The following is a 25,374-nucleotide window of genomic DNA, read 5'->3' as shown; positions in this document are numbered from 1 at the left end:
TGTGGATAGAGGTAGGTCATTATGCCCTCGAAAATTCGCTTGAAACGGATTGAAGACCGCATTCGCGAGGATTTATCGGAAATCCTGGTGCGCGAAGTCGCCGACCCGCGTCTGTCGGGTATTTCGGTGACCGGTGTGAAGGTTGATCGAGAACTGGCATACGCCGATATTTTTGTCTCGGCGGTGGAAGGTCAGGTGCGCAAAGAGGAAGTGCTGGAGGGCTTGCGCCATGCCGCTGGATTCCTGCGCAGCGCTCTGGCGGCGAACATCGAACTGCGCACTTTCCCGCGCCTGCGCTTTCACTGGGATGTGACCCCCGAACGGGCAGATCACATCGAGCGTTTGCTGGCATCTTTGCGGGAGCAGGAAAGCCCTGCGCCTGCCGCCCCTGCCACACCCCCTGTGGAGGATGAAGACGAGGAGGCATGAACGGACTGGACCGGTGCGACTCCCCCGCACAAGCCCTCCATGACGCCCACCGTGTCCGCATCCTCACCCACATCCGCCCGGATGGCGATGCCATTGGCTCGATGCTGGGACTGGGGTTGAGTTTACAGTCTGCCGGAAAACAGGTACAGATGATCCTGCCCGACGGCGTGCCGCAACCCCTGCGCTTTTTGCCCGGCAGCCGGCAGATTGTGCGCACAGCCGACCAGGAGGCGGATTTGCTGGTGGTGCTGGATTCGTCTGACATCCCGCGCACCGCTGGACTGCCCGAAGGCGTGCCGGTGGACGTCAACATTGATCATCACATCACCAACACCCGCTTTGCTCGCCTCAACTGGGTGGACCCCAGCGCAGTGGCAACTGCCGCCATTCTGGCAGAGCAACTGCCTGTTTGGGGTTTCCCGCTGGAAAAAGATGCCGCATCTGCCTTGCTTGCCGGAATTATTACGGATACAATAGGATTTCGAACATCCAACACGACATCCAAAGCGTTGAGACTGGCGGCAGATTTAATGGACAGGGGGGCAGACTTGCCGGAACTTTACCGTGCGGCTCTGCTCCTTAAATCTTTTGAAGCCGTGCGTTTCTGGGGCTTTGGGCTGGAACGTTTACAGCGGAAAAACGGACTGTTCTGGACGGTGCTGTATCAGCAGGACCGCGAAGCCACCGGCTACAACGGCAACGATGACGCCGACTTAATCAACTTCCTCTCTTCCACCGAATGTGACATTGTGGTGCTGTTCAATGAACAGAAAGAGGGCAGGGTCAAGGTCTCATGGCGGTCGCGCCCGGGCATTGACGTGTCTGCGCTGGCGGTGCAGTTTGGCGGCGGCGGGCATCCGGCGGCGGCTGGAGCGGAGATTCCCGGCACCGTCGAAGAGGTCTGTGAGCGGGTGCTGGCGGCAACCGAGCAATTGCTCCAGAGCGCCAGAGAAATGATGAAATCGAATGGACAATAAAAAGGACAGTGTGCCTTTTTGACCTGTATGCGGAAAAATTTATGGACAGAGGGTGTCTGAAAACTGGGGAGTGAAGTGACATGATGGAAAACCCGATGGACGTTCGCAATACGGTTTCGGGGGTGCTGGTTGTGGATAAACCGGTCGGCATGACCTCGCACGATGTGGTGCAGATTATCCGCAAAGGTACCAATATTCGCCGTGCCGGGCACACCGGCACGCTGGACCCGCGCGCTTCAGGTGTGCTGGTCGTTCTCATCGGTCCGGCGGTGCGTCTGAGCGAGTATGTCTCGGCTTCTGATAAGCGCTATCAGGCAATTATCCGCCTGGGTTCAAGCACCGATACCTACGATGCCGATGGGCGGGTCACCGGTTCAGGTTCGGTGCCGGTGGAGAGCATCACCGAAGAGCAGTTCGCGCAAGCCCTTCAGCAGTTTGTGGGCGAGATTGAACAGGTGCCGCCGCCCTACTCAGCCATCAAAGTGCAGGGTCGGAGAGCCTATGAGATGGCGCGTGAAGGTGAAGAGGTAGATCTGGCGCCGCGTAAAATCAAGGTGTACAGCCTGGAATTGCTCGAATGGGCGCCGCCCGAAGCGGTGATTGACATCTACTGCTCATCGGGCACGTATGTGCGATCGCTGGCGCACGATCTGGGGCAGGCGCTGGGGTGTGGTGCGCATCTGGTAGGCTTGCGCCGTACCAAAAGCGGGCGTTTTACCCTGCGCGATGCCGTTCCCCTGCGCAAACTGCGCGAAGCCTTCCAGGACGGCACCTGGTACCAGTACCTCATCCCCGCTGCTGAGGCGCTGGCAGACTGGCCTGCGCTGGAACTGACCGATGAACAGGTCAACGAAGTGCGCCATGGACACCGCATCCCTGCTGAAGAACCGGTGCCGGGCAACATGGTGCGCGCCGTCAGCGTGCTGGGCGAACTGGTGGCTTTGCTGGAGTATGTTCCTGAGGAAAACGCCTGGCAACCGCGCAAGGTGTTCTTCCAGTCCTGAAAAGACGTTAGACGAATGCATTCCCGACTTCCGGTGGAACGGCATCCGCCGGAGGGTGAGGAAGTATTGCTTTGTTATTGATCCCGCAGGCTTGGGCTTGCGGGATTTTTTTGTGCTTCCTGCCGATCCAGACGGGGGTTTCCCATTAAAAATAGGAATTAAATTAAGAAATTAAACATTAGAAAGTTCCCATTTTGCCAAATTAACGACCGTTTTGATGCCTGTTTTGATGCCTCCCCCCTGCTACGATGAAAATAGAACTTTTTGATGGGAGGTAAACCATGTCCACGCTCGTTTCCCTGTTTGCTGATAGCCGCAAAGTGCGGCTGGTCGTGTTCGCCCTGATGCTGGTGCTCTTCATCCTGGGCGCTGGCGCTCCGGAAGATGCAGGTGGATTCTTCCACTAGGGCATTGCCATGATCCTGCTCGGAGCGTTTTCGGTGGGTCTGGCGGCGGCAGTACTGCGCGGGCTGATTCTGCGCCGCGAACTGCATCCCTTCGAGGTGCGCTGGATGGGCTTGCTCTTCGTGGCGTTCCTGCCACAGTTGTTCGCTTTTGTGCTTCCCACCCGCTTCGAGATTCCGGATTTCTGGGCATCTCTGGCTTTAATTTCATCGCAGATCGGGCTGCTTCTCTTCGCCCTGGCAAATGTTTCCAGGCCCGGTTTTCCACTGCTGGCACTGGGGCTGGCATCCAACCTGCTGGTGATTCTCCTCAACGGCGGTTGGATGCCCATCTCCCCGGAGATGGTTCAGCGGGTGCTTCCGCACGTGTCTCCCGACTCATGGCAAATCGGGGCGCGTCTGGGCACCGGGAAAGACATCGTCCTGCCAGTGTTTCAAACCCGTCTGTGGTTTCTTTCGGATATTTTCTTTATCCATTACGGGTGGAATCGGGCGGCATTCAGCCCGGGGGATGTACTGGTGGCGCTGGGGGGCATCCGCGCTTTGTGGGCGCTGGCTGACCGTCCGTCTGCTGTTCCCCGGGTTTCTGCTTCACCGGTTGCCGCTCAGGAAGGATGAGGCATGGTCACTTCATTTCAGGAAAGCAATCTGACCGGACCTTCTCGAACGCATCCTGAACAGGAACTGAGCCGCCTGCTGACCGCGGCGGTGATCAGTCCACAGTTTCGCCGACTGCTTTTGAGCAACCCGGCGCAAGCCATTGCCAGCGGTTTCGGCGGAGAGGCTTTTCATCTGCAGGGCGAGGAACAACAGCAACTTGCCGCCATTCAAGCCAGCGATCTGGCGGATTTTGCCATGCAGGTGAGCGCCCTGCGCATTTTCTCGGTTGACCCACAGCGCTGATGGGGAGCGAGGTGGGGTTGGAAAGGCACATCGCGGGAGATTTTTCCATGGCATTGCACCAGTATCTCGGGCAAAATCAGGTTCTTGCCGGGGCGCCCTCCGCTCCGGAGGCAAACGAGCATTTTGCCGACCTTTTCAACCTCAGCCGTCTGTTGAATCAGACCAACCGGCTGGATACGATTCTCAAAACCATAGCCAGGCACAGCCTCAGTTTGTTACAGGTGGTGTACTGCCGCATCCTCACCCTGGAAGAAGACGGACGCCTGGTCACGCGCCTGATTGAAATCGATGAGCGCTTGCCCGAAATGCAGCGTCGGAGGCTGGAGCGCCTGCCCGCGGCACTGCGCGAGTACCGCCAGGTGCTTCACAGTCAGGGTCCGGTGGTGTATCAGGCGTACGATTTCGTCCATACGCCCATGGTGCGTCAGAATCTCGGGTTAAATGACTTGAACAGTCTCTGTCTGGTGCCCATGCGCGTGGCGGATGAGACTGTGGGGTTGATTGTGCTGGGGGACCACTGGCGCAAGGAAGAGGTGCTCTTCAATGAAGAGCGTATCCGCCTGGCGGTCATGATTGCCGATCAAGCCGCCGCCGCCATTCACCGCACCATGCTCAACGCTCGCCTGCACGAAAGCCAGGTGACTGCCATTCGCGCGCTGGTGTCCATGCTGGAACAGCGTGACCTGTACACCGGCGATCACAGCCGCCGGATGACTGAACTGGCGGGCAAACTGGCGCGTCACATGGGGTGCCCGCCCGAAGAGGTAGAAGCCGTGCGCTGGGCGGCAATCCTTCACGACCTGGGCAAAGTGGGCATCCCTGATGAGACCCTGCGCAAGCCCGGTGAATTGAGCGCTGAGGAATGGAAGGTGATGAAAACCCATCCGCAAAAAGGCGCCGAGATCATCCTGATGCTTTCAGGTCTGGAACATGTTGCCATGCTGGTGCTGGCGCATCATGAGCGCTTTGATGGCACCGGCTACCCTTACGGGCTTGCGGGAAGTCGCATTCCGCTGGGAGCGCGCATCCTTGCGGTGGTGGATGCCTATACCGCCATGACCGATGGAAGGGTGTATCGCCCTGCCGTCTCGCATCATGAGGCGCTGGCTGAACTGCGCCGTTGCGCCGGGACGCACTTCGATCCGCAGGTGGTCGAAGCCTTTCTGGCACTTTTTAACTGACAAATTCTGTCGCTCCTCTGACAGATACCCGCTTCACTCCCCCTCGTAAAGCCCGCCCTCTCTTGCCGGGGGGCGGGCACAGGGGAGGGGGAAACAGCACCTGAAACAGCCAGATTCTGTCGCTCCTCTGACAGATACCCCGCTTCACTCCCCCTCGTAAAGCCCGCCCTCTCTTGCCGGGGGGCGGGCACAGGGGAGGGGGAAACAGCACCTGAAACAGCCAGATTCTGTCGCTCTTCTGACAGATACCCGCTTCACTCCCCCCTCAAAAAGCCCACCCTCCATCTCCCCGGAGGGTGGGCAATTTTTCAGGATTCCACTTCCTCCACCTCGGGCGGATCGAGGCTCAGAACCTCCAGTTCTGCCCCGCACACAACGCAGATGACCGTGTCGCCGGGCTCGGCGTAGGTCAGGTCAATTTCCCCGCCGCAGGCAGGGCACCCCGTGAGCGGACGTTCGTCGAGCATATTTCCTCCTCAGTAAGCAATCGGGCTGATGCGTCCCAGTCTGTCCAGCCGATGGGTTGCCTGGATGCGCCGCACTGTGCCGGTCAGCCCGCGCATCACCAGACTGTCGGTGGTGGCGCCGTTCCCAAAGTAATCCACCCCGCGCAGAAGGTCACCGCTGGTGATGCCGGTTGCCGCAAAGAAAACATCGCTGGAAGAGACCAGATCGTCGAGCGTCAGTACCCGCTGAAGATCGTAGCCCTGTTCGCGCAGGCGGGCTTCCTCTTCCGGGTTGCGCGCCACCAGCCGTCCCTGCAGATTGCCTCCCAGACAGCGCATGGCGCAGGCGGCGATGACGCCTTCGGGACTGCCACCAGTGCCCATCAGCACGTCCATGCCCGTTTCGGGCAGGGCAGTCATCAATGCACCTGCCACATCGCCATCCGGGATCAGGCGGATGCGCGCGCCGCAGGCACGCACCTCGCGAATCAGCGCCTCATGCCGCGGGCGGTCCAGGATGACGACGGTCAGGTCTTCCACGCGCTCATCCTTGGCGCGGGCGATTTTCTCCAGATTGTCGCGCACGGGAGCGTTCAGGTCAATCACATCGCGGGCTTCCGGTCCCACGGCGATTTTCTCCATATACAGCGCCGGACCGGGGTTGAACATGCTGCCGCGCGGCGCCAGTGCCACCGTGCAGATGGAGTTCCACAAGCCCATTGCCAGCGGACGGGTGCCGTCAATGGGATCTACAGCCAGATCCAGTTCGGGGGGCACGCCCAGCCCCAGGCGTTCGCCGTTGTAGAGCATGGGGGCTTCGTCCTTTTCGCCCTCGCCGATGACCACCACAGCATCCATCTCGATGCTGTTCAGCACCCAGCGCATGGCTTCTACTGCGGCATGGTCGGCGGCGATTTTGTCGCCGCGTCCCATGTAACGTCCTGCCGCCAGTGCGGCGGCTTCGGTCACGCGCACCAGATCGAGCGCCAGATTCCTCGTAGGGGTACTTGCCGACATGAATAACCTGCCTTTCCACAAGTATGGATTTCGGACAATTTGAGTGTAACATGCCCGCGGGGTTTTGATGCTTCCCGCAGGCGGGTGAACGTTCTCCAATTTTCACCGCGAATCTTCTCTACCGCCTCTCTGACCACAGAGCATTTGCCTTTAAATGGGGCAATGACTATACTAATAAGCAGGCAGACCTTGCCGACCGTATCCGTATCTACCCTGATTCAGGAGGTAATCCCTTATGACCGCTGAAAGTCCGTTCAAGTTGACCTATGCCACCATGTTCAACCCCCCGGAAGAACTGCACATCCGTTTCGAAGAGGCTCTGGCAAAGGTCAAAGCCCGTTTAGGACAGGAATACGGCATGATCATTGACGGGAAAGAGCGCTTTGCCGATGAGAAATTCGTGGACCGCAACCCTGCCAACACGGATGAATTTCTGGGCGTTTTCCAGAAAGGCACCGTGCAGGACGCTCACGACGCAGTCGCGGCGGCGAAAAAAGCCTTCTACCGGTGGAGCCGCACCCCGTGGCAGGAACGGGTGGCGCTCATCCGCAAAGCCGCCGATTTAATTGATCAGCGCATTTTTGAGATTGGCGCGGCAGTGGCGCTGGAGGTGGGCAAAAACCGCATGGAGGCGCTCGGCGACGTTGCTGAAACCGCCGATCTCTTCCGTTACGCCTGCGATTCCATGGAGCGCAACAACGGCTTCATTGTGGAGATGGGACGTGACCCGCTGATCGGTTTTCAGTCCACCAATATCTCCGTCCTGCGCCCCTACGGCGTCTGGCTGGTAATCAGCCCGTTCAACTTCCCCGCCGCGCTGACTGGTGGACCTTCTGCGGCGGCGCTGGTGACCGGCAACACCCTCATCATGAAGCCCGCCACCGATACCCCCTGGACGGCACGTTTGCTGGCGGAATGTCTGCGCGATGCCGGTATCCCCGACGGCGTGTTTAATTTCGTTACCGGTCCGGGCAGTACCCTTGGACAGGCGCTGATTGACCATCCCGACATTGCCGGGGTGACCTTTACCGGTTCGTATGACGTGGGCATGAAGATTTACCGTGATTTTGCTCAAAGCCGCTGGGTGCGTCCCACCATTCTGGAACTGGGCGGCAAGAATCCCGCCATTGTCTCACGGCATGCCAACCTGGAAGACGCCGCTGTGGGGATCGTGCGCTCGGCGTTTGGCTTGCAGGGGCAGAAGTGTTCAGCCTGCTCGCGGGTGTTTATTGAAGAACCCGTGTACGATGAACTGGTGGAGCGTCTGGTGACCCTGACCAGCAAACTCACCATCGGCGATCCCACCGCGCGCAACGTATACATGGGACCGGTCATCAATGCCTCGTCCTATCGCGATTACCAGAATTTCGCCGAAGAATTGCACCAGAGCGCGCGCATTTTGACCGGCGGAAAGACGCTGACCGAGGGCGAGTATGCCAAAGGCTATTTTGTCACTCCCACGCTGGCGGTGGATTTGCCCGCCGATCACCGTCTGTGGCAGGTGGAAATGTTCGTGCCCATCACCACCATTGCCAAAGTGAAAAACCTGGAAGAAGCCATGACCCGCGCCAACGAGGTGATGTACGGGCTGACGGCAGGGTTCTACGGCTCTCCGGAAGAGGTGGGGTGGTTCTTCGACCACATCGAAGCCGGGGTGACCTATGCCAACCGCCCACAGGGCGCCACGACGGGCGCCTGGCCCGGTTTCCAGCCTTTTGGCGGTTGGAAAGCCTCGGGGGCTTCGGGCAAGAACGCCGGCGGGGTGTACTACCTGCCGCTCTACATGCACGAGCAGATTCGCACGCTGGTGAAGCGTCTGTGAGGGTATGCGCAAGCCGCTGGGTAGTTTCCTGTTCTTTGTTGGTCTCACTCTGCTGGTGCTGTTCGTCTTTTCCGACATTGCCGAACAGCCGCAGTTCGGGTTGTTTGCCGGCGGGGCGGTTTGCCTGATTCTGGCGGTGGCGCTGTGGCTTACGTCTCCGCGCCCTGCGCCGGGCGAACCCCCCGCCCGCTTTCGCACGGTGAAAAAACTCATGCAAAGGAAAAAGAAAGCCTGAATCCATGTCCAAACTCTGCACACTCTCCGAAGCCGTTTCCCGCCTGATTCACGATGGCGATACCGTGTATCTGGCGGGGTTTACCCACCTCATCCCCTTTGCTGTGGGACATGAAATCATCCGACAGGGGAAGAAAGACCTGACACTTGCCCGTGCCACCCCCGATCTGATTTACGATCAGATGGCGGCGGCGGGGTGCGCCCGCAAGATCATCTTCTCGTACATGGGCAACCCGGGGGTTGGCTCGCTGAAAGTCCTGCGACGCCTGCTCGAAGCCGGTAAACTGGAATGGGAAGAGTACTCCCATTTTGGCATGATTACCCGCCTGCAGGCTGGCGCTTCGGGATTGCCCTTCCTGCCGATGAACCCCACTGCCGCACCCGATCTGGAGCGTGTCAACCCCAATTACAGGCGCCTGCGCGATCCGTACACCGGGCGGGAGGTGGTGGTTCTGCCGCCGCTCCATCCTGATGTGGCTGTGGTGCACGTTCAGCGCGCCGATGTGCATGGCAATGCCCAGATCTGGGGCATTTTGGGCGAGCAGAAGGAAGCCGCATTTGCCGCCGGGCGGGTCATCGTCACTGCCGAGGAAATCGTTGCAGAAGAGGTGATTCGCTCCGACCCCAACCGCACCATCATCCCCGAGTTCATCGTGGATGCGGTGTGCCATGTGCCGTACTGTGCGCACCCTTCCTATACGCAGGGATACTACGACCGCGATAATGCCTTTTACCTGGAATGGGATCGCATCAGCGAAAGCGATGAGGCAGTACAGGAATATTTAAAGGAATGGGTGTACGGCGTGCGCGATCGCGCCGAGTACTGGGAAAAACTGGGCGAGGAAACCCATCGGCGGCTGGCGGTGCCTCCGCGCTATGCCGCGCCGGTGAACTATGGAGAATACTGAACCTATGGACAACACCGCATACACATCCAGCGAACTGATGATCATCAACGCGGCGCGTCTGCTGCGCGATGGCGACGTGGTTTTCGTCGGCGTGGGCATTCCCAACCTGGCGTGTAACCTGGCGCGGCGCACCCATGCCCCTAACCTGTACATGATTTACGAAGCCGGGGTGATTGGCGCCCGCCCCAACCGCCTGCCCCTCTCCATTGGCGACCCCACCCTGGTGAGCGGCGCCGCCGCTGTGTGCAGTATGTACGACATTTTCACCCTCTATCTCCAGCGCGGCAATGTGGATGTGGGTTTTCTGGGCGGCGCGCAGATTGACCGCTTTGGCAACATCAATGCCACGGTCATCGGCGATTATGCCCATCCCAAAGTGCGCCTGCCCGGCTCCGGCGGCTCGATGGAAATTGCTGCCTGGGCAAACCGCTGTTACATCATGACTCCCCACCAGAAGCGCCGCTTCCCCGAGCGGGTGGATTTCCATACTTCGGCGGGCTTTCTGAGCGGTAAGGGCGAACGGGCGGCTTCCGGCGTACGCGGCAAAGGTCCGCAGGCGGTGGTGACCAACCTGGGCATTCTGGAGCCGGATGAGAGCGGCGAACTGATCCTCACAGCCCTGCATCCGGGCGCAACGGTGGAGATGGCGCGCGAGAACACTGGCTGGGCTTTGAAGGTGGCGGACTCCCTGCGCATCACCGAACCACCCACCCCCGAGGAATTGCGCATTTTACGCGAGGAACTCGATCCGCAGGGCATTTACCGCTAGGGTACTCCGGCATGGAGTCCTGTGCCGGTTAACGCACATAAAAAATTGCACGGTGCAACCGTGCCGTGCGGGCTGGCTGATTCTGCTGTTCTCAATGTGTACTGTCCACCGCTGAGCGAACGACTGGACATTCACAGGGAGGAAAGCCATGAGCGAGGCTTCTTCACCCTACCGCATCGGCACATCCGGCTGGACGTATGATCACTGGCGCGGGCTGTTTTACCCCGAAACCCTGCCCAGAACGCGCTGGTTTGCCCACTATACGCAGACTTTCAGCACGGTGGAGATCAACGCTACCTTTTACCGCACCTTCGGAGAGAGCACCTACCGTAAATGGCGCGAGCAGGCGCCGCCGGGCTTTACCTACGTGCTCAAAGCGCCTAAACCCATCACCCACTATAAAGGTCTCGAAAATGTGGCGGCAGATATCCGCGCCTTTTGGGACAGCGCTGTCATGCTGGGTGAGAAACTCGGGATGATTCTGCTTCAACTGGCGCCCTCAACCCCTTACGACCCCGAACGTCTGCGCGCCGCCCTGCTGGCATTCCCCGATCCCACGCGGGTGGCGGTGGAGTTCCGCCACGAACGCTGGTTGACCGGTGAAATCCGCGACCTGCTGAACGTGCTGGGGGTGTCTTTTTGCGATGCCGATGCTCCGCGCGCGCCTCTGCGCGGCTGGCTGACCGGCAGGAATGCCTACCTGCGTCTGCATGGACGCTCGCGCTGGTATGCGCACTGTTACAGCGACCCGGAACTGGACGAAATTGCCGCGCTGGCGCGCCGCCATGTAGAGCAGGGAGCGCAGTGTGTGTATGTCTTCTTCAATAATGATTTTGAGGGCTACGCGCCTGAGAACGCCCGCGCACTGATTCAGCGCCTGACCCTGTGTTGAGGATTAAGGCGCATCTTCCGCCAGCAGTTTCCACGTCTGCGCGCCGTCGGTGGTGCCAAACAGGCGGTGTCCTTTCTCATCGTACTGCACCGCCCAGCCGGTCAGCGCATCGCTGAAGACCAGAAATGCAGGCGCCTCTGGAGGGTTGGCGGGGGCAGTTTGCCATGTCCAGCCGCCGTCCTGCGAAACCCGCAGGGACGTTCCATCCCACACCCACCAGTGCAGGGCATCCGGCGCTGTCCAGGTGTTGCCCACCGCGGGGATGCCGGGGGTCAACTGCCATGAGGTGCCGCCGTCGCGGGTGATGAAAAAGGCGCGCTGATAAGCCTCACCGCCGTAAAAGATGGAGAAGGCTCCCGTTTGGGAATCGAAGAAGCGCAGTCCCTCGGCGTAGAAACCGGAAGGGCTTTCCGGCAGGTCGAGCAGATGACGCTCCCAGCGCACTCCGCTGTCATCACTGCGGTACAGGTACAGACCGTCCACTGCCGGAGAGATGCCCACTGCCCACAGGGTTTGCTCATCCCGGGCGGCAATTTGCCACTGTGTGTGCATGCCCACCGGCAGGCGTCCGGGAGTGTCTTCATCGCCCGCAGTGGAGCGCATGACCAGTTCCCAGGTTTGCCCGCCGTCGCGGGTGCGGTGCAGTTCTACCAGTCCCTGCATGGATACCTGCGCCCACACCGTTTGAGAGGATTCGGGCGCGCGGAAGAAGTTTGCCCAGCCGAAGGGAGCAGGCGCCGATTGCCAGGTTTGCCCACCGTCGCGGGTGGTGAACAGGGTGCCGGCATCGTACCGTTCGGGGGAGGGCAGGCACGCCCAGGCTTCATCCGCTGAGGGGAAGTATCCCGAGAGGGTGACGGTCATTTCGCTGTGCAGGTCGGCGGGGGTGACATCCTGCCAGGTGTGTCCCCCGTCTGTGGTGCGCAGGATACGGGTATCGCGCACACCCCAGCCATGCAGGGCATCCACGCGGGTGATCTGGGTGAAGGGCAGAATCTGCCCGGTGGACGGGACGGGCGCGGTGGTCTCTGTGGGAGATGGAGCAGGGGAAAGGGTTGGCGCGGGAGATGGGGAAGGCGATGCCGTAACCAGCACCTGTTCCTGAACGGACGGCATTGCGGTGGGCTGGGGAGCGCAGGCGCACACCATCCAGACCACCAGAGCAAGCGGAAAGAGAATTTTTCTCATAAACATAAGACGTTTCCTGTATCGAGCAGGTTCCTTTTGAGCATACCACAAAACCCTGTATGGAAACATAACCTTTACCTGCCTTTTCCATCCGGATAAGGAACGGTGATTCCCTTCGCCCTTCGGGAATGATTTGCATTAACCGTTTTCAACTTTGAAAAAGCCGTTTTTCACGCGCAAAAACGTGTCTGAAAAGTAATTTTTAAGTTATAATGAAATTGTGCAACAAATAAGGGGGAAAGACGCCATCCACAGGGGGGCATGAGGGGGGATGGCGCACTCCAGCGGTGTGAAAATGATGTTTAACAGGTACTGCATTCCCCCTGCCGGGGACGATGCGCTTCGAGTAATGATCTATCCTACCGGGAGACAGGCTGACCGTCCCGCAGTCTGGCGGGTGTCATCTTTCTCATGGCTCGAAGCCGCACCGTCCAGAGGTTCTTCACTGGAGAGGTTTATTTCGAGGGAAGGAATGATGTACATAAAAGATTCTGGCGAAATGGAAAGGGAGGATACATAGATGGAAATTTTCATTCTGGTTCTTTTTATCTTTTTCGTGTTTTTTGTTTTGATCAAAGAGCGGGATAAGAATTCAGATTGGAGTCATTTCAGCGCTCCCATGGATCAAGAGGATAAGTACCCAGATCAGAGTGATTTCAACACTCCCATGGATGAAGAGGAAAGGAAGCGCAAAACCCTCTTCTTGCTTGGATACAACAATATCATCAACTACGACGGCAATCCCAGCAACGACACGTTATTTTCTCAGCACATCCCATTAACGGATGCCTGGAAAGAGAAACGCCGCTGGTAGATCATGCGGCGTCTCTGTGCGTTTGCCCGCCGCGCAACTTGACAGATGCCCAGTCTGGGATATACTGACACCAGCGGAGGTGAATCATGCGCCTTTCTGGCTGGGATGTGCTTTCCATTGTCTTGCTGGCAGGGATGGTGTTCCTCATCCTGGTCTTTGCCATCATCTTCATCAACCCTTATGTGATGCTCAATCCTTACCCACCGCCCACCCCGGTGCCGACGCTCTTTGTCCCGTCGCCCACCCCCACCCTGCGTTCTCTGCCGACCATTGCGCGCACCAGTCCCTTTGATGCGCCCACGGCGACGCCGCGTCCTTTGCGTCCCACCTCCACCCTGCCACCCACTGCCACGGGCTTCCGCCTGCCCACCTTCACCCCTACCCCGACGCACACCAGCACTCCCACCAATACCCGAACACCCACCAATACCCCTACCTTCACGATACCGCCAACGTATACCGCCACGCCTACCTTTACCACTTCTCCAACGGTGGCGACCCCCACCGAGTCTACCTCTTATCCAAGCCCATGAAAGGGAAGTATGACGGACGAAATTACCCCCGAACTGTTTGCCCATCTGGTTGAACTTGCCGCGCTGGAACTGGACGCGCAGGAAGCCGGATATCTGCGCCGGCAGTTGAATTATCAGTTGAAAGCCATTCACGAACTGGAAGCCATTCCGCTGGATGATGACACTCCTGTCACCTCGCACGGAGTGGCATACACCCCCGAAATCAGCCAGCCGCCTCGCGCGGATGAGTGGCAGCCTTACCCTGCGCCGCAGGACATCCTGGCGCAAGCCCCCGAAGTGGACGAAGGCTACATCGTCGTCCCCGAAACGCCCACTACCCCGCTGGAGTGAACCATCATGGAACTGTGCGATCTTTCGGCTGTTGAACTGTACCGCCTTCTGCGCGAGCGCAAGACCTCGGCGGTGGAAATTTTGCAATCCACCCTGGAGCGCATTGGCGAGGTGGAAGGGCGCATGGGCGCGCTGGAGAACACCGACCTGACCGAAGAGGACCGGCAGAAGGTGCACGCCTTCATCACCCTGACCGATGAGCGCGCTCTGGAACAGGCTCGTCGGGTGGATGAGCGCCTTGCCTCAGGAGAAGACCCCGGTGTGCTGGCGGGCATCCCCGTGAGCATCAAGGACATCTTCTGTGTCAGAGGCACCCCCTCAACCGCTGCCTCGCGCATTCTCGCCAACTTCATCGCTCCCTACACCGCCACGCCGGTGGAGCGTCTGGAGCAGGCGGGTGCCCTGCTGGTGGGCAAGGTCAATCTGGACGAGTTCACCTATGGCTCATCCAACGAGTCTTCGGCGTTCAAGCCCACCCCGCGCAACCCCTGGGACCCTTCGCGGGTGCCGGGCGGGTCTTCGGGCGGGAGCGCCGCCTCGGTTGCGGCGGGCGAGTCCGTGCTCAGTCTGGGCACCGACACGGCGGGCTCCATCCGTCAGCCTGCCTCATTCTGCGGTGTGGTGGGACTGAAGCCCACCTACGGTCGCGTCTCGCGCTACGGGCTGATTGCTTTTGCCTCCTCGCTGGACTGCCCGGGTCCGCTGGCAAAGGATGTGAGCGGCGCGGCGATGATGCTTCAGGTGATCGCCGGCGCTGATCCCAGAGACAGCACCACCGCCACCGTGCCCGTGCCTGATTATCTGGCTGAACTGGAAAAAGGCGTGAAAGGACTGCGCATCGGGCTTTCGCCCGATTACTTCCGCATCACCTACCCCACCCCCGACGGTGGTTTTGAACAGCAGCCCGTCCCGGCAGAGATTGAGCAAGCCGTGCGCCGTGCGGCTGACCTCCTGCGGCAGATGGGTGCGGAGATTATCGAAGACGTACCCATGCCCAACACGCGCTACGGCATTCCGGCGTACTTTGTCATCAGCCGGGTGGAAGCCGCCTCTAACCTGCACCGCTACGACGGCGTCAAGTACGGCTACCGCACGCCTCAGCCGGTTGCCGATTTGCGCGAGATGTACCGCAAGACCCGCGCCGAGGGCTTTGGCATTCAACCCAAACTGCGCATCCTCATGGGAATGTACGTCAGTGCGGCGCAGTACAGCGCGCGCTACTATCAGCGCGCCCTGCGTGTGCGCACCCTCATCCGCCGGGATTTTGAGCAGGCTTTTGACCCCAACGGTCCCTATCGGCTGGATGCTCTGCTCACCCCCACCACCCCCACCACCGCGTTCGAGATGGACGCCGTGTACGGCGACTCGGTGCTGATGCAGTATGCCGATCAGTTGACTGTGCCTGCCAACCATGCCGGTGTGCCGGGGCTGTCAATCCCTGCCGGACTGGATGCCCGCGGTTTGCCCATTGGCATTCAATTGCTTGGTGCGGACTTTTCCGAGGATATCCTCCTGCGCATCGGGCGTGCCTACGAACTCGCCACCGAGGGCGAAGCCTGGCGCAGTGCCCGTCCGCGCGTGCTGGCGTAAGCCCACCGTTTTGTTCCCTCAACCGCGCCCTGAAGTCATCCGGGCGCGGTTTTTTTCTACCACTGGCAGGATTGGGACAAGGGGGGGGTCCTGCCCTGAAATGGATTTGTGCTATACTGAAATTACCATTTTTTATCCACTTGATAAAGGAAGGAGTCTTATGCACCCTCTTTCGCGCATCCGCGAACCCGCCGCTCAGCCCCTGCAGGATCGCTATACGCGCACGCTGGAGGCACTCCGGCATGAGGAACGCCTGTTGATGTGGAGCGTTTCCCTGATCCTGCTCGCCGTGCTGGTGCTGTTCATTCCCGCCGTGAGCGCGCTGGGCAACCCGGCTTTTCGCCCCCTGCTTACCGCTCTGAACCTGACCGGTATCCTGCTCACCCTGCTGATGATGTGGAGCGCCCGCCGTCTGCTCCGGCGCATCCGCGCGCGTCAGCGGGCATGCCGTGAGATGGAAACCCAACTGTGCCTGCCTGCGCTTCAGGAAAGTGCCGCTCTGGACAGCCGCAACCTGCACCTGCTGTTTGGCGCGCTGTTCGTCCTCCTGTTAGGTGGCTGGATTCTCCACCTGATTCTCCTCTGGAGTCTGTAAAAACTCTTTTTCCTGTTATCCTCTTGAAGGGAGCAAACCCGATGTCCATTTACCGCGATACCCCCTATCCTTCCTGCCGGTTTACCGTGGATATGGGTACCGGCGAGGTCTGGTCGCCGAATACCGGCTTGCTGGAAGTCGTTTTCCCCGAGGCGCGCCTGGTGGTTGCTGACTACCGCACCGGCAACAGCAGGAGCCCCGAACCACAAAAGGTGCAAACCGGCGTGGAGTACGGCACCCTCATCCTGCGCCGTACCGTCAACGGTTCACTGGACTGGTATCAGTGGTGGAATGAGTTCCGCAACGGCAGTACCGGCAATTTGCGCCATGTCACCGTGCAGTTGCTCAGCGAAGATTTGAGCAACGTGGTGCTGACGTGGCGTTTCCACCGCGCCCGCCCGGTCACGCATCTCTTTTCCAGCCTGAATGCCCTGGGCGGAGACCTCTTTATCGAGAGTCTGGAAGTGGCGTTTGAGCGTCTGGAAATGGAATAGGGCGCATCAACCTGCCAGAAACTCCGACCAGTCCACCTCCAGTGCCACCCCCACACGGTACGCGCCGATATCCTCCGGCAGGGCAAAGCGTACCCGCCCTCCGGCGTTTTTCTTATCTACCTGAAGCGCGGCATGGAAAGCCGCCTCATCCAGCCCGGCAGGGATGCGCTCCGGTAAGCCCAGCCCCCGCAGACAGGCGGCGATGCGCTCTGCCAGCCCTTTGCGGGCAATCCCATGCCGCTCCGCCAGTTGTGCTTCCACCACCAGCCCGATGGCAACGGCTTCCCCGTGGCGCAGGCGGTATCCGCTGGCGCGCTCGATGGCATGTCCCACTGTGTGTCCCAGGTTGAGCGCCGCCCGTTCGCCTTTTTCATATGGATCGCGTTCGATGAAACCCACTTTTACTGCCATCCCCCGGCGGATAACCTCTGCCATGCGCTGACGGACTGCCTCCCAGCCCTGTTCGCACAGGGCAAAGAGCGCCGGGTCGGCAAGGATGCCGTGTTTGACCACCTCTGCCAGCCCGGCGCGGACTTCCTCCTCCGGCAGGGTGTTCAGCGTTTCGGGGTCCGCCAGCACCAGCGCAGGCGGATGAAATGCCCCGATCAGGTTTTTGCCCTGTGGCAGGTCGGCGCCGGTTTTCCCGCCCAGACTGGCATCCACCATGGCGAGCAAACTGGTGGGCAGGCTCACCCAGCGAATTCCGCGCATGAAGGTTGCGGCGGCAAAGCCTGCCAGGTCGCCGATCACCCCACCGCCCAGCGCTACTACCGTACTGCCGCGTTCCAGCCCGCCCGCCAGAAAGGCGCTCCACAAAGATTCCAGCGAAGGCAGGGTTTTATGTTCCTCCCCCGCCGGGATGGTAACGGGAACGACGCGGTAGCCCGCCTGTTCCAGCGCGGCGCGCAGGCGCTCACCGTGGACGGGCATGACGTGCGTATCGCTGACCAGCGCCACCGGGCTGTTCAAGCCGCGGCGACGCATCAGACTGCCGCAGGCATCCAGACCGCCGGGAAGCACGCGCACGTCGTATGGCGCGCCCATGCCGCGCAGGCGGAAAGCCCCCAGCAGGCGCCGGGCTTCCGCTGCGGCTTTCTCCGGTGAAAGATGGCTGGTATCCAGTTGCAGAGGAAAGGAAGCGTAATGCTCTGCGCGGCGTTCCAGCAACGCCCGCAGGCGTTCCCGCCAGTCCTCTCCTGCCACCAGCGGACGGGCTCCCGCCGCGTTTGTCATGCGCGCCTGCAGGACGTCCGTTTCAGCGCGCAGACAGAGCACCGTGCCGTGCGATTCCACCAGATGGCGGTTCTCCTCATTGAGAAGAGCGCCGCCGCCCAGCGCCGCCACCCCGCCGCTTTTTTCTTCCATTAATAAAGCGCGCAGAGTTTCTCTTTCGCGGGCGCGGAAGCCGCTTTCCCCTTCACGGGCGAAGAGGGTGGGAATGTCCACCCCGGCTTGAGCAACAATCTGCGCATCCAGATCAAAGAAAGGCAGTTCCAGTTGCTCCGCCAGGGCTTTGCCAAGCGTGCTTTTGCCTGCCCCCGGCATACCATAAATGAAGTACCACTCGCCCGCGCTCATGTGTCCTCCCAGAAGCGGTGCGGTGTGCCTTCCATGGGCAGATCCGATAAGCGCATTTGCCGCAGGGTCTCAAAACGCGGGCGAATCTCTGCCAGCGAGTCGCCGCCCAGTTTTTCCAGCAGGGCATCTGCCAGCACGAACGCCAGCATGGCTTCGAGTATGACCACTGCCCGCGGTACCGGGCAGAAGTCGGAGCGTTCATAGCGCGTCTCGGTTTCCACCCCTTGAGAAAGATCCACAGTCTGCTGAGGGGTCAGGGTGGTGGCAATGGGTTTCATTGCCGCACGCACCACCAGCGGCTCACCGGTGCTGATGCCCCCTTCCAGCCCGCCACTGCGGTTGCCGGTGCGGACGATGGCGTCGCCTTTCAGACGGATGGGGTCATGCGCCTGCGTGCCGGGCAGGCGGGTGTTGGCAAAGGCATCCCCAAACTCCACCCCTTTGATGGCGGGCACGCTTAACAGCGCCGCGCCGATGCGCGCTTCCAGCCGCCGATCCCACTGCGCAAACGAGCCCAGCCCCGGGGGTACATTCAACGCCACCACCTCGATCACCCCACCCAGGGTATCGCGTGCCTGCATGATCTCACGGATGGCAGAGCGCATTGCCTCTGCCGCCTGCGCATCCGGGCAGGATACATCCGATTCCCGTGCGCGGGCGATGCGTTCGCCGTAGGGCATACCCTCCAGACGGCTCTCCACCTTGCCGATGGAGACCACATATCCGCCCACCTGCACCCCAAACTGCTCCAGCAGATGGCGGCACACCGCACCTGCCGCCACTCGCGCGGCGGTTTCCCGCGCCGATGCCCGCTCCAGCGCCGGTCGCAGATCGCGGTAGCCGTACTTCACCGCTCCGCTCAAGTCGGCGTGTCCGGGACGCGGGGTGGTGAAGGGCGCAATGTCTTTCCCCTTCCAGCGGGCATGGTCGGCGTTTTCGATGAGCAGAGCCAGCGGTGCGCCGGTGGTTTCCCCTGCCATGACCCCGGCAAGGATGCGGGCGCGGTCGTGCTCCAGTTTCATGCGCGCTCCGGCGCCCATCCCGTGCTGACGGCGGGCAAGGTCGCGGGCGATGATTTCTTCATTCAGCGGCAATCCTGCCGGAATGCCTTCCAGAATAACAACCAGCGCAGGTCCATGCGATTCGCCAGCGGTGAGAAAACGTAAGGGCATATCAACCTTCCTCCATGGGTTTGTCCCGGGCAGAGTCTTCTGCGGGCGGGAGTTCTTCCAGCGCCTGCCACATGGCAGAGCGAGGCGCTGTCTGTCCGGTCCAGCGTTCCAGCGCCAGGGCTGCCTGTTCCACCAGCATTCCCAGCCCTCCGGCGGCTGGCGCGCCGCAGGAACGGGCAAAGGTCATCAGGCGCGTCTGCCGGGGATTGTACACCAGATCGTACACTGCCGTCCCCTCCGGGAGGGGGAGCGAAGCGTCCCAGGGCATGGCTTCTGCATACGGGGACATGCCCAGCGGGGTGGCGTTGACCAGCAAATTCAGGCGCGGCGGGAGCCCCCCGAGGGGGGGAATGCCCTCCAGCGCGTCCAGTGCGGCAGAGGGCAGACTTGCCCGCAGGGCATCCCTCAGGAATTGTGCCTGTTCTCCCCGGCGGGCGCACACCCACACCTCCCAGTTTGCCTGAATCAGCGCAAAAACCACGGCGCGCGCCGCTCCGCCTGCCCCCAGCACCAGCGCCCTGCCGCCGCAGGCGGGCAGGGCGTTTCCCAACTGCGCGTACAGATCGCGCAGAAAGCCCGGCGCATCGGTATTGGCGCCCCAGAGACGGTCGTGAGTGTCCCTGCCCAGAGTGTTCACCGCCCCGATGATGCGGGCTTCGTCCTCGCAGACGTCCACTTCAGCCATTACCGCCTGTTTGTGGGGGATGGTGACGTTCAGACCGTGCAGGGAACCGGCGCGCAGACGGGTAAAAATTGTCTGCCATGCCTGCCTGCCTTCCGGCAGAGGGGGAACAGGGTAAAGGCGGTATTCTCCCTCTATGCCCATGGTGTTCAGTGCCGCACGGTGCAGGAGCGGAGAGTAACTGTGACCCAGCGGGAAGCCCATCAGCCCCAGTTGCAGAGCACTCATGGAATTACCTCCAGATGCGCCCCCAGTCCCTGCAGGGTGGAGACAAATGCCGGGAACGATTCGGCAATGATTTCTGCCTGCTCAATGGTTACCGCTTGAGAAGCCGCCAGTCCGGCAACCGCCAGTGCCATTGCCAGGCGGTGATCGCCGTGCGGGTTGACGGTTCCTCCTTTCAAACTTCCGCCGTGGATGGTAAAGCCGTCGGGGTGTTCTTCGGCGGCGGCGCCCAGGGCGCGCACTTCCTGCACCAGTGCGGCAATGCGATCGGATTCCTTGTAACGCAGTTCCTGCGCGTCGTGGACGGTGCTGATGCCCTGCGCGTACAGAGCGGCGGCGGCAAACGCCGGAAATTCGTCAATCATTGCCACCACCCGCTCGCCCTGCACCTGCCCTGCCCACAGGGAAGAGGCGCGCACGTGCAGGTCGCCTACCGGCTCGCCAAACACTGTGCGGGGGTTCTCCACCTCAATCTCTGCGCCCATCTCCCTGAGGGCTTCCAGCAGACCGGTGCGGGTGGGGTTCAGCCCGACCCCGCGGATGAGCACATCCGATCCGGGGACAATCAGCGCCGCTACCAGCAGGAACGCCGCCGCAGAAATGTCCCCCGGGATGGTGCCGTGCAGAGGTGGGATCGGATGCCCGGGCGGATGCAGGCATACCCGGGCACTGCCGTCTGGCAGGCGAGACACTTCCAGCGCAATGCCCATTCCTTTAAACATCCGTTCGGTGTGATCGCGTGAGAGGGTCGGCTCGATGACTTCAACAGGCGCATCTGCCGCCAGTCCTGCCAGCAGAAGGCAGGTTTTCACCTGGGCGCTGGCAACCGGCAGGGTGTGCTTCATCCCGCGCAGAAGAGCGCCAGCCGGGCGGGCATCCAGATGCAACGGCGCACCGCCTCCATCGGCGGCGGCGATGGGTACGCCCATGGCGCGCAGGGGTTCGACAATGCGTTCCATGGGACGGCGGCGCAATCCCGGGCTACCGTCCAGCACAGCGGGAATGCCTGCGGCGGCAAGTGCGCCTGCCAGCAGGCGCAGAGTGGTGGCGGAGTTGCCGCAGAAGAGCGGCACGGCGGGCGGTTGCCAGTGGTTCCAGCCTGGAGAGCGTACCTGCAGACGGGTACCGTCCAGTTGCCATGTCACACCCAGCGCGCTCAGCGCGTTCAGCATGGCGCGGGTGACGCCGGAGTCAAGGAAGTTGTCAATCAGGCTTTCGCCCTGCGCCATGGCGGCAAACAGGGCAGCGCGATGGGAGATGGATTTATCGCCGGGAACCTGTGCTTCACCGCGCAGGGGCGCGCCGGGGTACACGATGAGTTTCATGAGGATCTCCACCTGAATTGAGAAGGGTTTCGCGTTGCCGGGCGCTGTCCTCAAGCAATGTCCGCAGGGTCTGCCAGTCCTGCGCTTCCAGCGTCTGCGCCAGAAGGTCCAGATGTTGCCGGGCGCGGGACAGCGCCGTGAGCAGATGATCGCGGTTGGATGCCAGCACCTCCAGCATCAGGTCGGCAGGCTGTGCCGCCAGCCGTGAGGTGGAGCGGTAGCCCGGTCCTGCCAGCGGAGCAGCCTGCGGGGGGACGCTGGAAGCCAGCGCGCCTGCCAGCAGGTAGGGCAGGTGACTGGTGGCGGCTACCCAGCGGTCGTGTGTATCGGCATCCAGCCAGAAAGGAGAGGCGCCTGCCGCCCGCGCCAGGCTTTCGGCAACCTGCCGGGCATGGGCAGAGGTGCGCTCCAGCGGACACAGGGCAAAGACGGCGCCGCGGTACAGGTCCGCCTCGGCATGTTCAAAAGAGGAATGTTCTTTGCCGCACATGGGATGCCCGCCCAGCGGGTCAAAACGCTCGGGCAGATGCGCCATTGCCTCAACAATGTCGCGTTTGGTCGAGCCCACATCCAGAACCACCGCCCTGCCCGGATGCAGGGAAGGCAGTTGCTCCAGCAGGCGCAGGATGCTCCGCACCGGTGTTGCCAGCACGATTACATCGGCTTGAGGGAGCAGTGCGGCAGGGTCGGCGCTGACTGCATCCACCGCGCCGCGGTCCAGTGCCTGCTGGCGGGTTGGCGCATGGGTGTCCACGCCCAGCACTGCCTGTACTTTGCCGCGCAGTGCCAGCGCCAGCGATCCGCCCATCAATCCCAGTCCAATGATGAGCACCTGCAGGGAGCGGACAAAACCATCCTCGCTTTCCGCGCTCATTGGATGTGTGCCTCCGGGAGTTCGCTGGGGGTGGTCACGGGTACCTCGCGGTGCGGGGATGGCGCCACATCCCGTCCAATCGCCCGGGCGATCCGGCGCACCTGCTCAATCAGTTCGACAAAGCGCTCGGGTTTGAGGCTCTGTCCGCCATCCGAGAGGGCTTCCTCGGGATGCGGATGCACTTCGACAATCAAGCCGTCTGCTCCGGCGGCAATGGCGGCGCGGGCAATGGGCAGGACGTACTCCCATTTGCCGGTGGAGTGGCTGGGGTCGAGGATGACCGGCAGGTGACTGAGGGACTTGATGACCGGAATGGCGTTAATGTCGGTGGTGTTGCGGGTGGCGTTTTCAAAGGTGCGGATGCCGCGCTCGCACAGAATCACACGGCGGTTGCCATGCGAGAGGATGTACTCCGCCGCCATCAGCAGTTCTTCAACGGTGGCGCTCATGCCGCGTTTCAGCAGGACGGGGTGCTGGCTTTCTCCGGCGGCGTGCAGCAGGGCAAAGTTCTGCATGTTGCGCGCGCCAATTTGCAGAACATCGGCGTATTTTGCCACCAGCGGGACCATCTCAGGCGACATCACCTCGGTGACGATGGGCAAACCGGTGACTTCACGCGCTTCTGCCAGCAGTTCCAGCCCTTCTTCGCCCAGCCCCTGAAAAGCATACGGCGAGGTGCGCGGTTTGTACGCGCCACCGCGCAGGGCATGCGCTCCGGCTTCGCGCACCGCCTGAGCAATTTCCAGCAGTTGAGAACGGCTCTCCACCGAGCAGGGTCCGGCAATCAGCACAATGTCCTGCCCGCCAATGGAAACGCCGTCCAGCGGGAACACTGTGTTTTCCGGGCTGAACTCGCGTGATGCCAGTTTATACGGTCGCAGGATGGGCACCACCCGATCTACACCGGGGAGTACCGCGAAGTGATCTTTGTCAACGGTGCGGTCATCGCCAATTGCACCAATCAGGGTTCGTTCCTGCCCGTGAGACAGATGTGCCCGTAAGCCCACCGCCTCCACACGCGCCACCACCTGGCTGATTTGCTCTGGGGTTGCATCGGCTCGCATGATGATCATCATTTTCACACCTCCTGAAATCTAAAAACCGTTATCTGGGAGAATTCGCATACTCGGGACGTAACGTCACCGCCTCGCGCAAATAGACATGCCGCACGGCGTTCTGCGGCATGTCGGTATTCCAGTGAATCAGTACGCGCACACAGCGCTGGACACTGCCCGGGACGGCAATCTCGCGGGCGCACATCAGCGGGACATCCACCCAGCCCAGTTGACGCGCTGCCAGCGCCGGATGCACGGCGTTGAGGTCTTCGGTCATGGTGAACAGCACGCTGGCAATGTCTTCGGGCTTGAGGGTCGGGTTGGCTTGCAGAAGAGCAAACAGTAATTCCCGGGTGCCTGACAGGATGGCTTCGGGGGTATTTTCGTCAATGGTTGTGGCGCCGCGAATGCCGCGAATGCCGCGAATGCCGCGAATGCCGCGAATGCTCATGAACAGCCTCCAGACGTAAGATAAACGAAAACTGCGGCGCCGTTGGCGCCGCAGATCCGTTCGAGGGGTGTTCTCTTCCGGTTAAGCGCTGCCGCCGGCAGTCCGCGGGGAGATGCCGGAATAAAAGTAAAACCAGTAGGCAACGCGAGAAGAGCACATAGGTTGGCAATAGTGTAGCGCAGAGGAATGCAGATGTCAAGGAGGATTTTGGGGGCATTTTTCGGCGGTTTCATGACCCGCAGTTGCAGGGTTCGGTGCCGGGGGGCATCCATCCATTTTTCAATCCGGGCTAAAATATGGCTATGCTCAACCGGTTGCGTTCCTGCTGGAATCAGTTACCTGAAGTTGTTCGGTTTGTTCTGCCCATCTGGCTGGGGATGCGCCTTCTGTCGCATCTCATCGGCTTTTGGGTGTGGAGAATTCGTCCCTTACCTCCGCCCGTGGGGATGCGTTTCTACGAAGGGCTGGAGCCTGTGGTTCAGGGCTGGCGAGGGGCTTTGTTCGGCGTCTGGCAGCGGTGGGATACCATTTTTTACCAGATCATCGCCGAACAGGGTTATTCCGTTCAGAAGGTGAGCCTCTTTTTTCCTCTGTACCCGCTGACGGCGCGAGTACTGGCACAACTGACCGGTATGGGCACGCTGGAAGCCCTGTATGTGGTGAGTACCCTGGGCTATCTGGCGGCGCTTATCCTGCTGTATGCTCTGCTGGCAGATACCTTTAACACCACCATTGCCCGGCGCGGTGTGCTGGCGCTGGCAGTGTTCCCGAGCAGTTTTTTCTTCCTTGCTCTGTACCCGCAAAGCATGGAACTGGCGCTGGTGCTGGCTTCGGTCTTTCTGGCGAGAAAACGCCGCTGGCTGGGAAGCGCGGTGACCGCCCTGCTGGCAGGATTGACGCATAGCACGGCTCTGCCGCTTGCGGTCATTTTGCTGGTGGAAGCCGTGCAGTTTATCCGCCGGAACACGCATCCCTGGCGCTGGACAGTGCTGGGCGTGGCAGGCATGCCTGCGCTGGGGGTGGGATGGTTCTGGGCATGGCGGGTCTCGCAGGGCTTTCCGTCCTTCTTACAGTCGTATGAGCAGGAATTTTTCCGCTATCCCGCTCCACCGTGGACGAATCTGGTTAAGTGGTTGATGTTGTTGCCACAGCATCTTTCCTCCCCCGACTGGGTCATCAATTCTGTGGCTCTGTTTCTGGTCGTCTGGAGTTTGATCTGGGGCTGGAAGAAAATTCCCGCCTCGTGGCTGGCATTTCAGGCGCTGGTATTATTCATGGCGCTTGGGTTGGGGGATGCCCGCGATCCGCTGTTCGCATACAATCGCTACATTTTAATGGGCTTTTCTCTTTTTGCCGCTCTGGGCTGGTGGGCAGATACCCCCCTCAAACGCCTGACCGGCTTTGCTCTGGGGGTGTTCGGTCAACTGGCATTGATGGCGTTGTTTTTGCTCTGGATTTTCATCGGTTAAGAAAAAAACCCGC

General features: G+C 60.9%; 29 protein-coding genes. 19 read left to right on the top strand and 10 right to left on the bottom strand.

Features of this window, described 5'->3' with window-relative positions; all coding sequences use genetic code 11:
* The first annotated feature begins 21 nt into the window (after positions 1-21).
* The 7 genes from rbfA to LHF31_RS13715 all read left to right on the top strand — a co-directional run bounded on the left by rbfA (position 22) and on the right by LHF31_RS13715 (position 4,898).
* The gene (gene rbfA, locus LHF31_RS13745) at positions 22-429 is read left to right on the top strand and encodes a 30S ribosome-binding factor RbfA (RefSeq protein WP_298007301.1); all 408 of its coding nucleotides are present in this window, start codon (positions 22-24) and stop codon (positions 427-429) included.
* Positions 426-1,406, top strand: coding sequence for a bifunctional oligoribonuclease/PAP phosphatase NrnA (locus LHF31_RS13740; protein ID WP_298007299.1), 981 nt, complete (start codon positions 426-428; stop codon positions 1,404-1,406). The genes rbfA and LHF31_RS13740 overlap by 4 nt, the downstream gene beginning before the upstream one ends.
* A gap of 80 nt (positions 1,407-1,486) precedes the next feature.
* Positions 1,487-2,410 carry a tRNA pseudouridine(55) synthase TruB gene (gene truB, locus LHF31_RS13735; RefSeq protein ID WP_298007297.1) on the top strand — a complete coding sequence of 308 codons (924 nt, stop codon included), beginning with the start codon at positions 1,487-1,489 and terminating at the stop codon, positions 2,408-2,410.
* A gap of 281 nt (positions 2,411-2,691) precedes the next feature.
* On the top strand, positions 2,692-2,817 hold the full coding sequence (locus LHF31_RS13730) for a hypothetical protein (protein WP_013558642.1): 126 nt from the start codon (positions 2,692-2,694) through the stop codon (positions 2,815-2,817).
* Between the two features lie 9 nt (positions 2,818-2,826).
* On the top strand, positions 2,827-3,432 hold the full coding sequence (locus LHF31_RS13725; RefSeq protein WP_298007293.1) for a DUF5317 domain-containing protein: 606 nt from the start codon (positions 2,827-2,829) through the stop codon (positions 3,430-3,432).
* 3 nt (positions 3,433-3,435) lie between these two features.
* Positions 3,436-3,717: a hypothetical protein gene (locus LHF31_RS13720; RefSeq protein WP_298007291.1), complete on the top strand. Its 282-nt coding sequence runs from the start codon at positions 3,436-3,438 to the stop codon at positions 3,715-3,717.
* Positions 3,718-3,764: 47 nt separating this feature from the next.
* Positions 3,765-4,898, top strand: coding sequence for an HD-GYP domain-containing protein (locus tag LHF31_RS13715; protein ID WP_298007289.1), 1,134 nt, complete (start codon positions 3,765-3,767; stop codon positions 4,896-4,898).
* A gap of 308 nt (positions 4,899-5,206) precedes the next feature.
* Here LHF31_RS13715 and LHF31_RS13710 read toward each other — a convergent pair whose 3' ends face one another.
* Together LHF31_RS13710 and glpX are read right to left on the bottom strand one after the other, a co-directional pair.
* Complete coding sequence (locus LHF31_RS13710) at positions 5,207-5,365, bottom strand: lysine biosynthesis protein LysW (RefSeq protein ID WP_298007764.1); 159 nt, start codon at positions 5,363-5,365, stop codon at positions 5,207-5,209.
* Positions 5,366-5,374: 9 nt separating this feature from the next.
* Entirely contained in the window at positions 5,375-6,361 is a 987-nt protein-coding gene (gene glpX, locus LHF31_RS13705; protein WP_298007762.1) for a class II fructose-bisphosphatase, read from the bottom strand.
* Positions 6,362-6,596: 235 nt separating this feature from the next.
* Here glpX and LHF31_RS13700 point away from each other — a divergent pair, with 235 nt between their 5' ends.
* The 5 genes from LHF31_RS13700 (at position 6,597) to LHF31_RS13680 (ending at position 10,986) form a co-directional block, all read left to right on the top strand.
* Positions 6,597-8,183, top strand: a complete 1,587-nt coding sequence (locus tag LHF31_RS13700; protein WP_298007760.1) for an L-glutamate gamma-semialdehyde dehydrogenase — start codon at positions 6,597-6,599, stop codon at positions 8,181-8,183.
* Between the two features lie 4 nt (positions 8,184-8,187).
* Entirely contained in the window at positions 8,188-8,418 is a 231-nt protein-coding gene (locus LHF31_RS13695) for a hypothetical protein (RefSeq protein ID WP_298007758.1), read from the top strand.
* 4 nt (positions 8,419-8,422) lie between these two features.
* Entirely contained in the window at positions 8,423-9,325 is a 903-nt protein-coding gene (locus tag LHF31_RS13690; protein WP_298007756.1) for a CoA transferase subunit A, read from the top strand.
* 4 nt (positions 9,326-9,329) lie between these two features.
* A complete protein-coding gene (locus tag LHF31_RS13685) occupies positions 9,330-10,094 on the top strand; it encodes a CoA-transferase subunit beta (RefSeq protein ID WP_298007755.1) in 765 nt (254 codons plus the stop codon).
* Positions 10,095-10,242: 148 nt separating this feature from the next.
* A complete protein-coding gene (locus LHF31_RS13680) occupies positions 10,243-10,986 on the top strand; it encodes a DUF72 domain-containing protein (protein ID WP_298007753.1) in 744 nt (247 codons plus the stop codon).
* Between the two features lie 3 nt (positions 10,987-10,989).
* On the opposite strand, the gene LHF31_RS13675 is transcribed toward LHF31_RS13680, so the two are convergent.
* Complete coding sequence (locus tag LHF31_RS13675; RefSeq protein WP_298007751.1) at positions 10,990-12,174, bottom strand: hypothetical protein; 1,185 nt, start codon at positions 12,172-12,174, stop codon at positions 10,990-10,992.
* Positions 12,175-12,694: 520 nt separating this feature from the next.
* Between LHF31_RS13675 and LHF31_RS13670 the strand changes: the two genes are divergently transcribed.
* The 6 genes from LHF31_RS13670 to LHF31_RS13645 all read left to right on the top strand — a co-directional run bounded on the left by LHF31_RS13670 (position 12,695) and on the right by LHF31_RS13645 (position 16,530).
* Positions 12,695-12,988: a hypothetical protein gene (locus LHF31_RS13670; protein WP_298007749.1), complete on the top strand. Its 294-nt coding sequence runs from the start codon at positions 12,695-12,697 to the stop codon at positions 12,986-12,988.
* An 86-nt stretch (positions 12,989-13,074) separates the two neighbouring features.
* A complete protein-coding gene (locus tag LHF31_RS13665) occupies positions 13,075-13,521 on the top strand; it encodes a hypothetical protein (RefSeq protein WP_303774325.1) in 447 nt (148 codons plus the stop codon).
* 9 nt (positions 13,522-13,530) lie between these two features.
* Complete coding sequence (locus LHF31_RS13660) at positions 13,531-13,851, top strand: aspartyl/glutamyl-tRNA amidotransferase subunit C (protein ID WP_298003820.1); 321 nt, start codon at positions 13,531-13,533, stop codon at positions 13,849-13,851.
* Between the two features lie 6 nt (positions 13,852-13,857).
* A complete protein-coding gene (gene gatA, locus LHF31_RS13655; RefSeq protein WP_298003817.1) occupies positions 13,858-15,441 on the top strand; it encodes an Asp-tRNA(Asn)/Glu-tRNA(Gln) amidotransferase subunit GatA in 1,584 nt (527 codons plus the stop codon).
* Positions 15,442-15,601: 160 nt separating this feature from the next.
* Complete coding sequence (locus LHF31_RS13650; RefSeq protein WP_298003814.1) at positions 15,602-16,036, top strand: hypothetical protein; 435 nt, start codon at positions 15,602-15,604, stop codon at positions 16,034-16,036.
* Between the two features lie 41 nt (positions 16,037-16,077).
* Entirely contained in the window at positions 16,078-16,530 is a 453-nt protein-coding gene (locus LHF31_RS13645; protein WP_298003809.1) for a phage tail protein, read from the top strand.
* A gap of 6 nt (positions 16,531-16,536) precedes the next feature.
* Here LHF31_RS13645 and aroB read toward each other — a convergent pair whose 3' ends face one another.
* The 7 genes from aroB to aroH are packed head-to-tail and all read right to left on the bottom strand — an operon-like array spanning position 16,537 to position 23,892.
* Positions 16,537-18,108 (bottom strand): 3-dehydroquinate synthase, encoded by a 1,572-nt coding sequence (aroB, locus tag LHF31_RS13640; RefSeq protein WP_303774322.1) that lies wholly within the window; start codon positions 18,106-18,108, stop codon positions 16,537-16,539.
* Positions 18,105-19,280, bottom strand: a complete 1,176-nt coding sequence (gene aroC / locus LHF31_RS13635) for a chorismate synthase (RefSeq protein ID WP_298004231.1) — start codon at positions 19,278-19,280, stop codon at positions 18,105-18,107. The genes aroB and aroC overlap by 4 nt, the downstream gene beginning before the upstream one ends.
* A gap of 1 nt (position 19,281) precedes the next feature.
* On the bottom strand, positions 19,282-20,190 hold the full coding sequence (locus LHF31_RS13630) for a shikimate dehydrogenase (protein WP_298004228.1): 909 nt from the start codon (positions 20,188-20,190) through the stop codon (positions 19,282-19,284).
* Positions 20,187-21,512, bottom strand: coding sequence for a 3-phosphoshikimate 1-carboxyvinyltransferase (gene aroA / locus LHF31_RS13625; protein WP_298004225.1), 1,326 nt, complete (start codon positions 21,510-21,512; stop codon positions 20,187-20,189). Before aroA ends, LHF31_RS13630 begins: the two co-directional genes overlap by 4 nt.
* A complete protein-coding gene (locus LHF31_RS13620) occupies positions 21,472-22,386 on the bottom strand; it encodes a prephenate dehydrogenase (RefSeq protein ID WP_298004222.1) in 915 nt (304 codons plus the stop codon). Before LHF31_RS13620 ends, aroA begins: the two co-directional genes overlap by 41 nt.
* Complete coding sequence (aroF, locus tag LHF31_RS13615; RefSeq protein ID WP_298004218.1) at positions 22,383-23,462, bottom strand: 3-deoxy-7-phosphoheptulonate synthase; 1,080 nt, start codon at positions 23,460-23,462, stop codon at positions 22,383-22,385. Before aroF ends, LHF31_RS13620 begins: the two co-directional genes overlap by 4 nt.
* Before the next feature lie 28 nt (positions 23,463-23,490).
* The gene (gene aroH, locus LHF31_RS13610; RefSeq protein ID WP_298004216.1) at positions 23,491-23,892 is read right to left on the bottom strand and encodes a chorismate mutase; all 402 of its coding nucleotides are present in this window, start codon (positions 23,890-23,892) and stop codon (positions 23,491-23,493) included.
* A 296-nt stretch (positions 23,893-24,188) separates the two neighbouring features.
* Between aroH and LHF31_RS13605 the strand changes: the two genes are divergently transcribed.
* A complete protein-coding gene (locus LHF31_RS13605) occupies positions 24,189-25,361 on the top strand; it encodes a hypothetical protein (protein WP_303774318.1) in 1,173 nt (390 codons plus the stop codon).
* Positions 25,362-25,374: the final 13 nt, after the last annotated feature.

The organism is Anaerolinea thermophila, assembly GCF_020723905.1.
In the GTDB taxonomy this organism is placed as follows: domain Bacteria; phylum Chloroflexota; class Anaerolineae; order Anaerolineales; family Anaerolineaceae; genus Anaerolinea; species Anaerolinea thermophila_A.
This window is presented reverse-complemented; position numbering and strand designations above follow the sequence as displayed.

Excerpts from the sequence above, each read along its gene's own strand:
- LHF31_RS13695 (WP_298007758.1), top strand. The coding sequence starts at position 8,188 with ATGCGCAAGCCGCTGGGTAGTTTCCTGTTCTTTGTTGGTCTCACTCTG.
- LHF31_RS13685 (WP_298007755.1), top strand. The coding sequence starts at position 9,330 with ATGGACAACACCGCATACACATCCAGCGAACTGATGATCATCAACGCG.
- aroB (WP_303774322.1), bottom strand. The coding sequence starts at position 18,108 with ATGAGCGCGGGCGAGTGGTACTTCATTTATGGTATGCCGGGGGCAGGC.
- LHF31_RS13605 (WP_303774318.1), top strand. The coding sequence starts at position 24,189 with ATGGCTATGCTCAACCGGTTGCGTTCCTGCTGGAATCAGTTACCTGAA.
- LHF31_RS13700 (WP_298007760.1), top strand. The coding sequence starts at position 6,597 with ATGACCGCTGAAAGTCCGTTCAAGTTGACCTATGCCACCATGTTCAAC.
- LHF31_RS13730 (WP_013558642.1), top strand. The coding sequence starts at position 2,692 with ATGTCCACGCTCGTTTCCCTGTTTGCTGATAGCCGCAAAGTGCGGCTG.
- LHF31_RS13740 (WP_298007299.1), top strand. The coding sequence starts at position 426 with ATGAACGGACTGGACCGGTGCGACTCCCCCGCACAAGCCCTCCATGAC.
- LHF31_RS13650 (WP_298003814.1), top strand. The coding sequence starts at position 15,602 with ATGCACCCTCTTTCGCGCATCCGCGAACCCGCCGCTCAGCCCCTGCAG.
- aroC (WP_298004231.1), bottom strand. The coding sequence starts at position 19,280 with ATGCCCTTACGTTTTCTCACCGCTGGCGAATCGCATGGACCTGCGCTG.
- LHF31_RS13725 (WP_298007293.1), top strand. The coding sequence starts at position 2,827 with ATGATCCTGCTCGGAGCGTTTTCGGTGGGTCTGGCGGCGGCAGTACTG.
- gatA (WP_298003817.1), top strand. The coding sequence starts at position 13,858 with ATGGAACTGTGCGATCTTTCGGCTGTTGAACTGTACCGCCTTCTGCGC.
- glpX (WP_298007762.1), bottom strand. The coding sequence starts at position 6,361 with ATGTCGGCAAGTACCCCTACGAGGAATCTGGCGCTCGATCTGGTGCGC.
- truB (WP_298007297.1), top strand. The coding sequence starts at position 1,487 with ATGATGGAAAACCCGATGGACGTTCGCAATACGGTTTCGGGGGTGCTG.
- LHF31_RS13680 (WP_298007753.1), top strand. The coding sequence starts at position 10,243 with ATGAGCGAGGCTTCTTCACCCTACCGCATCGGCACATCCGGCTGGACG.
- LHF31_RS13645 (WP_298003809.1), top strand. The coding sequence starts at position 16,078 with ATGTCCATTTACCGCGATACCCCCTATCCTTCCTGCCGGTTTACCGTG.
- LHF31_RS13670 (WP_298007749.1), top strand. The coding sequence starts at position 12,695 with ATGGAAATTTTCATTCTGGTTCTTTTTATCTTTTTCGTGTTTTTTGTT.
- LHF31_RS13620 (WP_298004222.1), bottom strand. The coding sequence starts at position 22,386 with ATGAGCGCGGAAAGCGAGGATGGTTTTGTCCGCTCCCTGCAGGTGCTC.
- LHF31_RS13630 (WP_298004228.1), bottom strand. The coding sequence starts at position 20,190 with ATGAGTGCTCTGCAACTGGGGCTGATGGGCTTCCCGCTGGGTCACAGT.
- aroA (WP_298004225.1), bottom strand. The coding sequence starts at position 21,512 with ATGAAACTCATCGTGTACCCCGGCGCGCCCCTGCGCGGTGAAGCACAG.
- LHF31_RS13715 (WP_298007289.1), top strand. The coding sequence starts at position 3,765 with ATGGCATTGCACCAGTATCTCGGGCAAAATCAGGTTCTTGCCGGGGCG.
- aroH (WP_298004216.1), bottom strand. The coding sequence starts at position 23,892 with ATGAGCATTCGCGGCATTCGCGGCATTCGCGGCATTCGCGGCATTCGC.
- LHF31_RS13690 (WP_298007756.1), top strand. The coding sequence starts at position 8,423 with ATGTCCAAACTCTGCACACTCTCCGAAGCCGTTTCCCGCCTGATTCAC.
- LHF31_RS13710 (WP_298007764.1), bottom strand. The coding sequence starts at position 5,365 with ATGCTCGACGAACGTCCGCTCACGGGGTGCCCTGCCTGCGGCGGGGAA.
- LHF31_RS13665 (WP_303774325.1), top strand. The coding sequence starts at position 13,075 with ATGCGCCTTTCTGGCTGGGATGTGCTTTCCATTGTCTTGCTGGCAGGG.
- aroF (WP_298004218.1), bottom strand. The coding sequence starts at position 23,462 with ATGATGATCATCATGCGAGCCGATGCAACCCCAGAGCAAATCAGCCAG.
- LHF31_RS13660 (WP_298003820.1), top strand. The coding sequence starts at position 13,531 with ATGACGGACGAAATTACCCCCGAACTGTTTGCCCATCTGGTTGAACTT.
- LHF31_RS13720 (WP_298007291.1), top strand. The coding sequence starts at position 3,436 with ATGGTCACTTCATTTCAGGAAAGCAATCTGACCGGACCTTCTCGAACG.
- LHF31_RS13675 (WP_298007751.1), bottom strand. The coding sequence starts at position 12,174 with ATGAGAAAAATTCTCTTTCCGCTTGCTCTGGTGGTCTGGATGGTGTGC.
- rbfA (WP_298007301.1), top strand. The coding sequence starts at position 22 with ATGCCCTCGAAAATTCGCTTGAAACGGATTGAAGACCGCATTCGCGAG.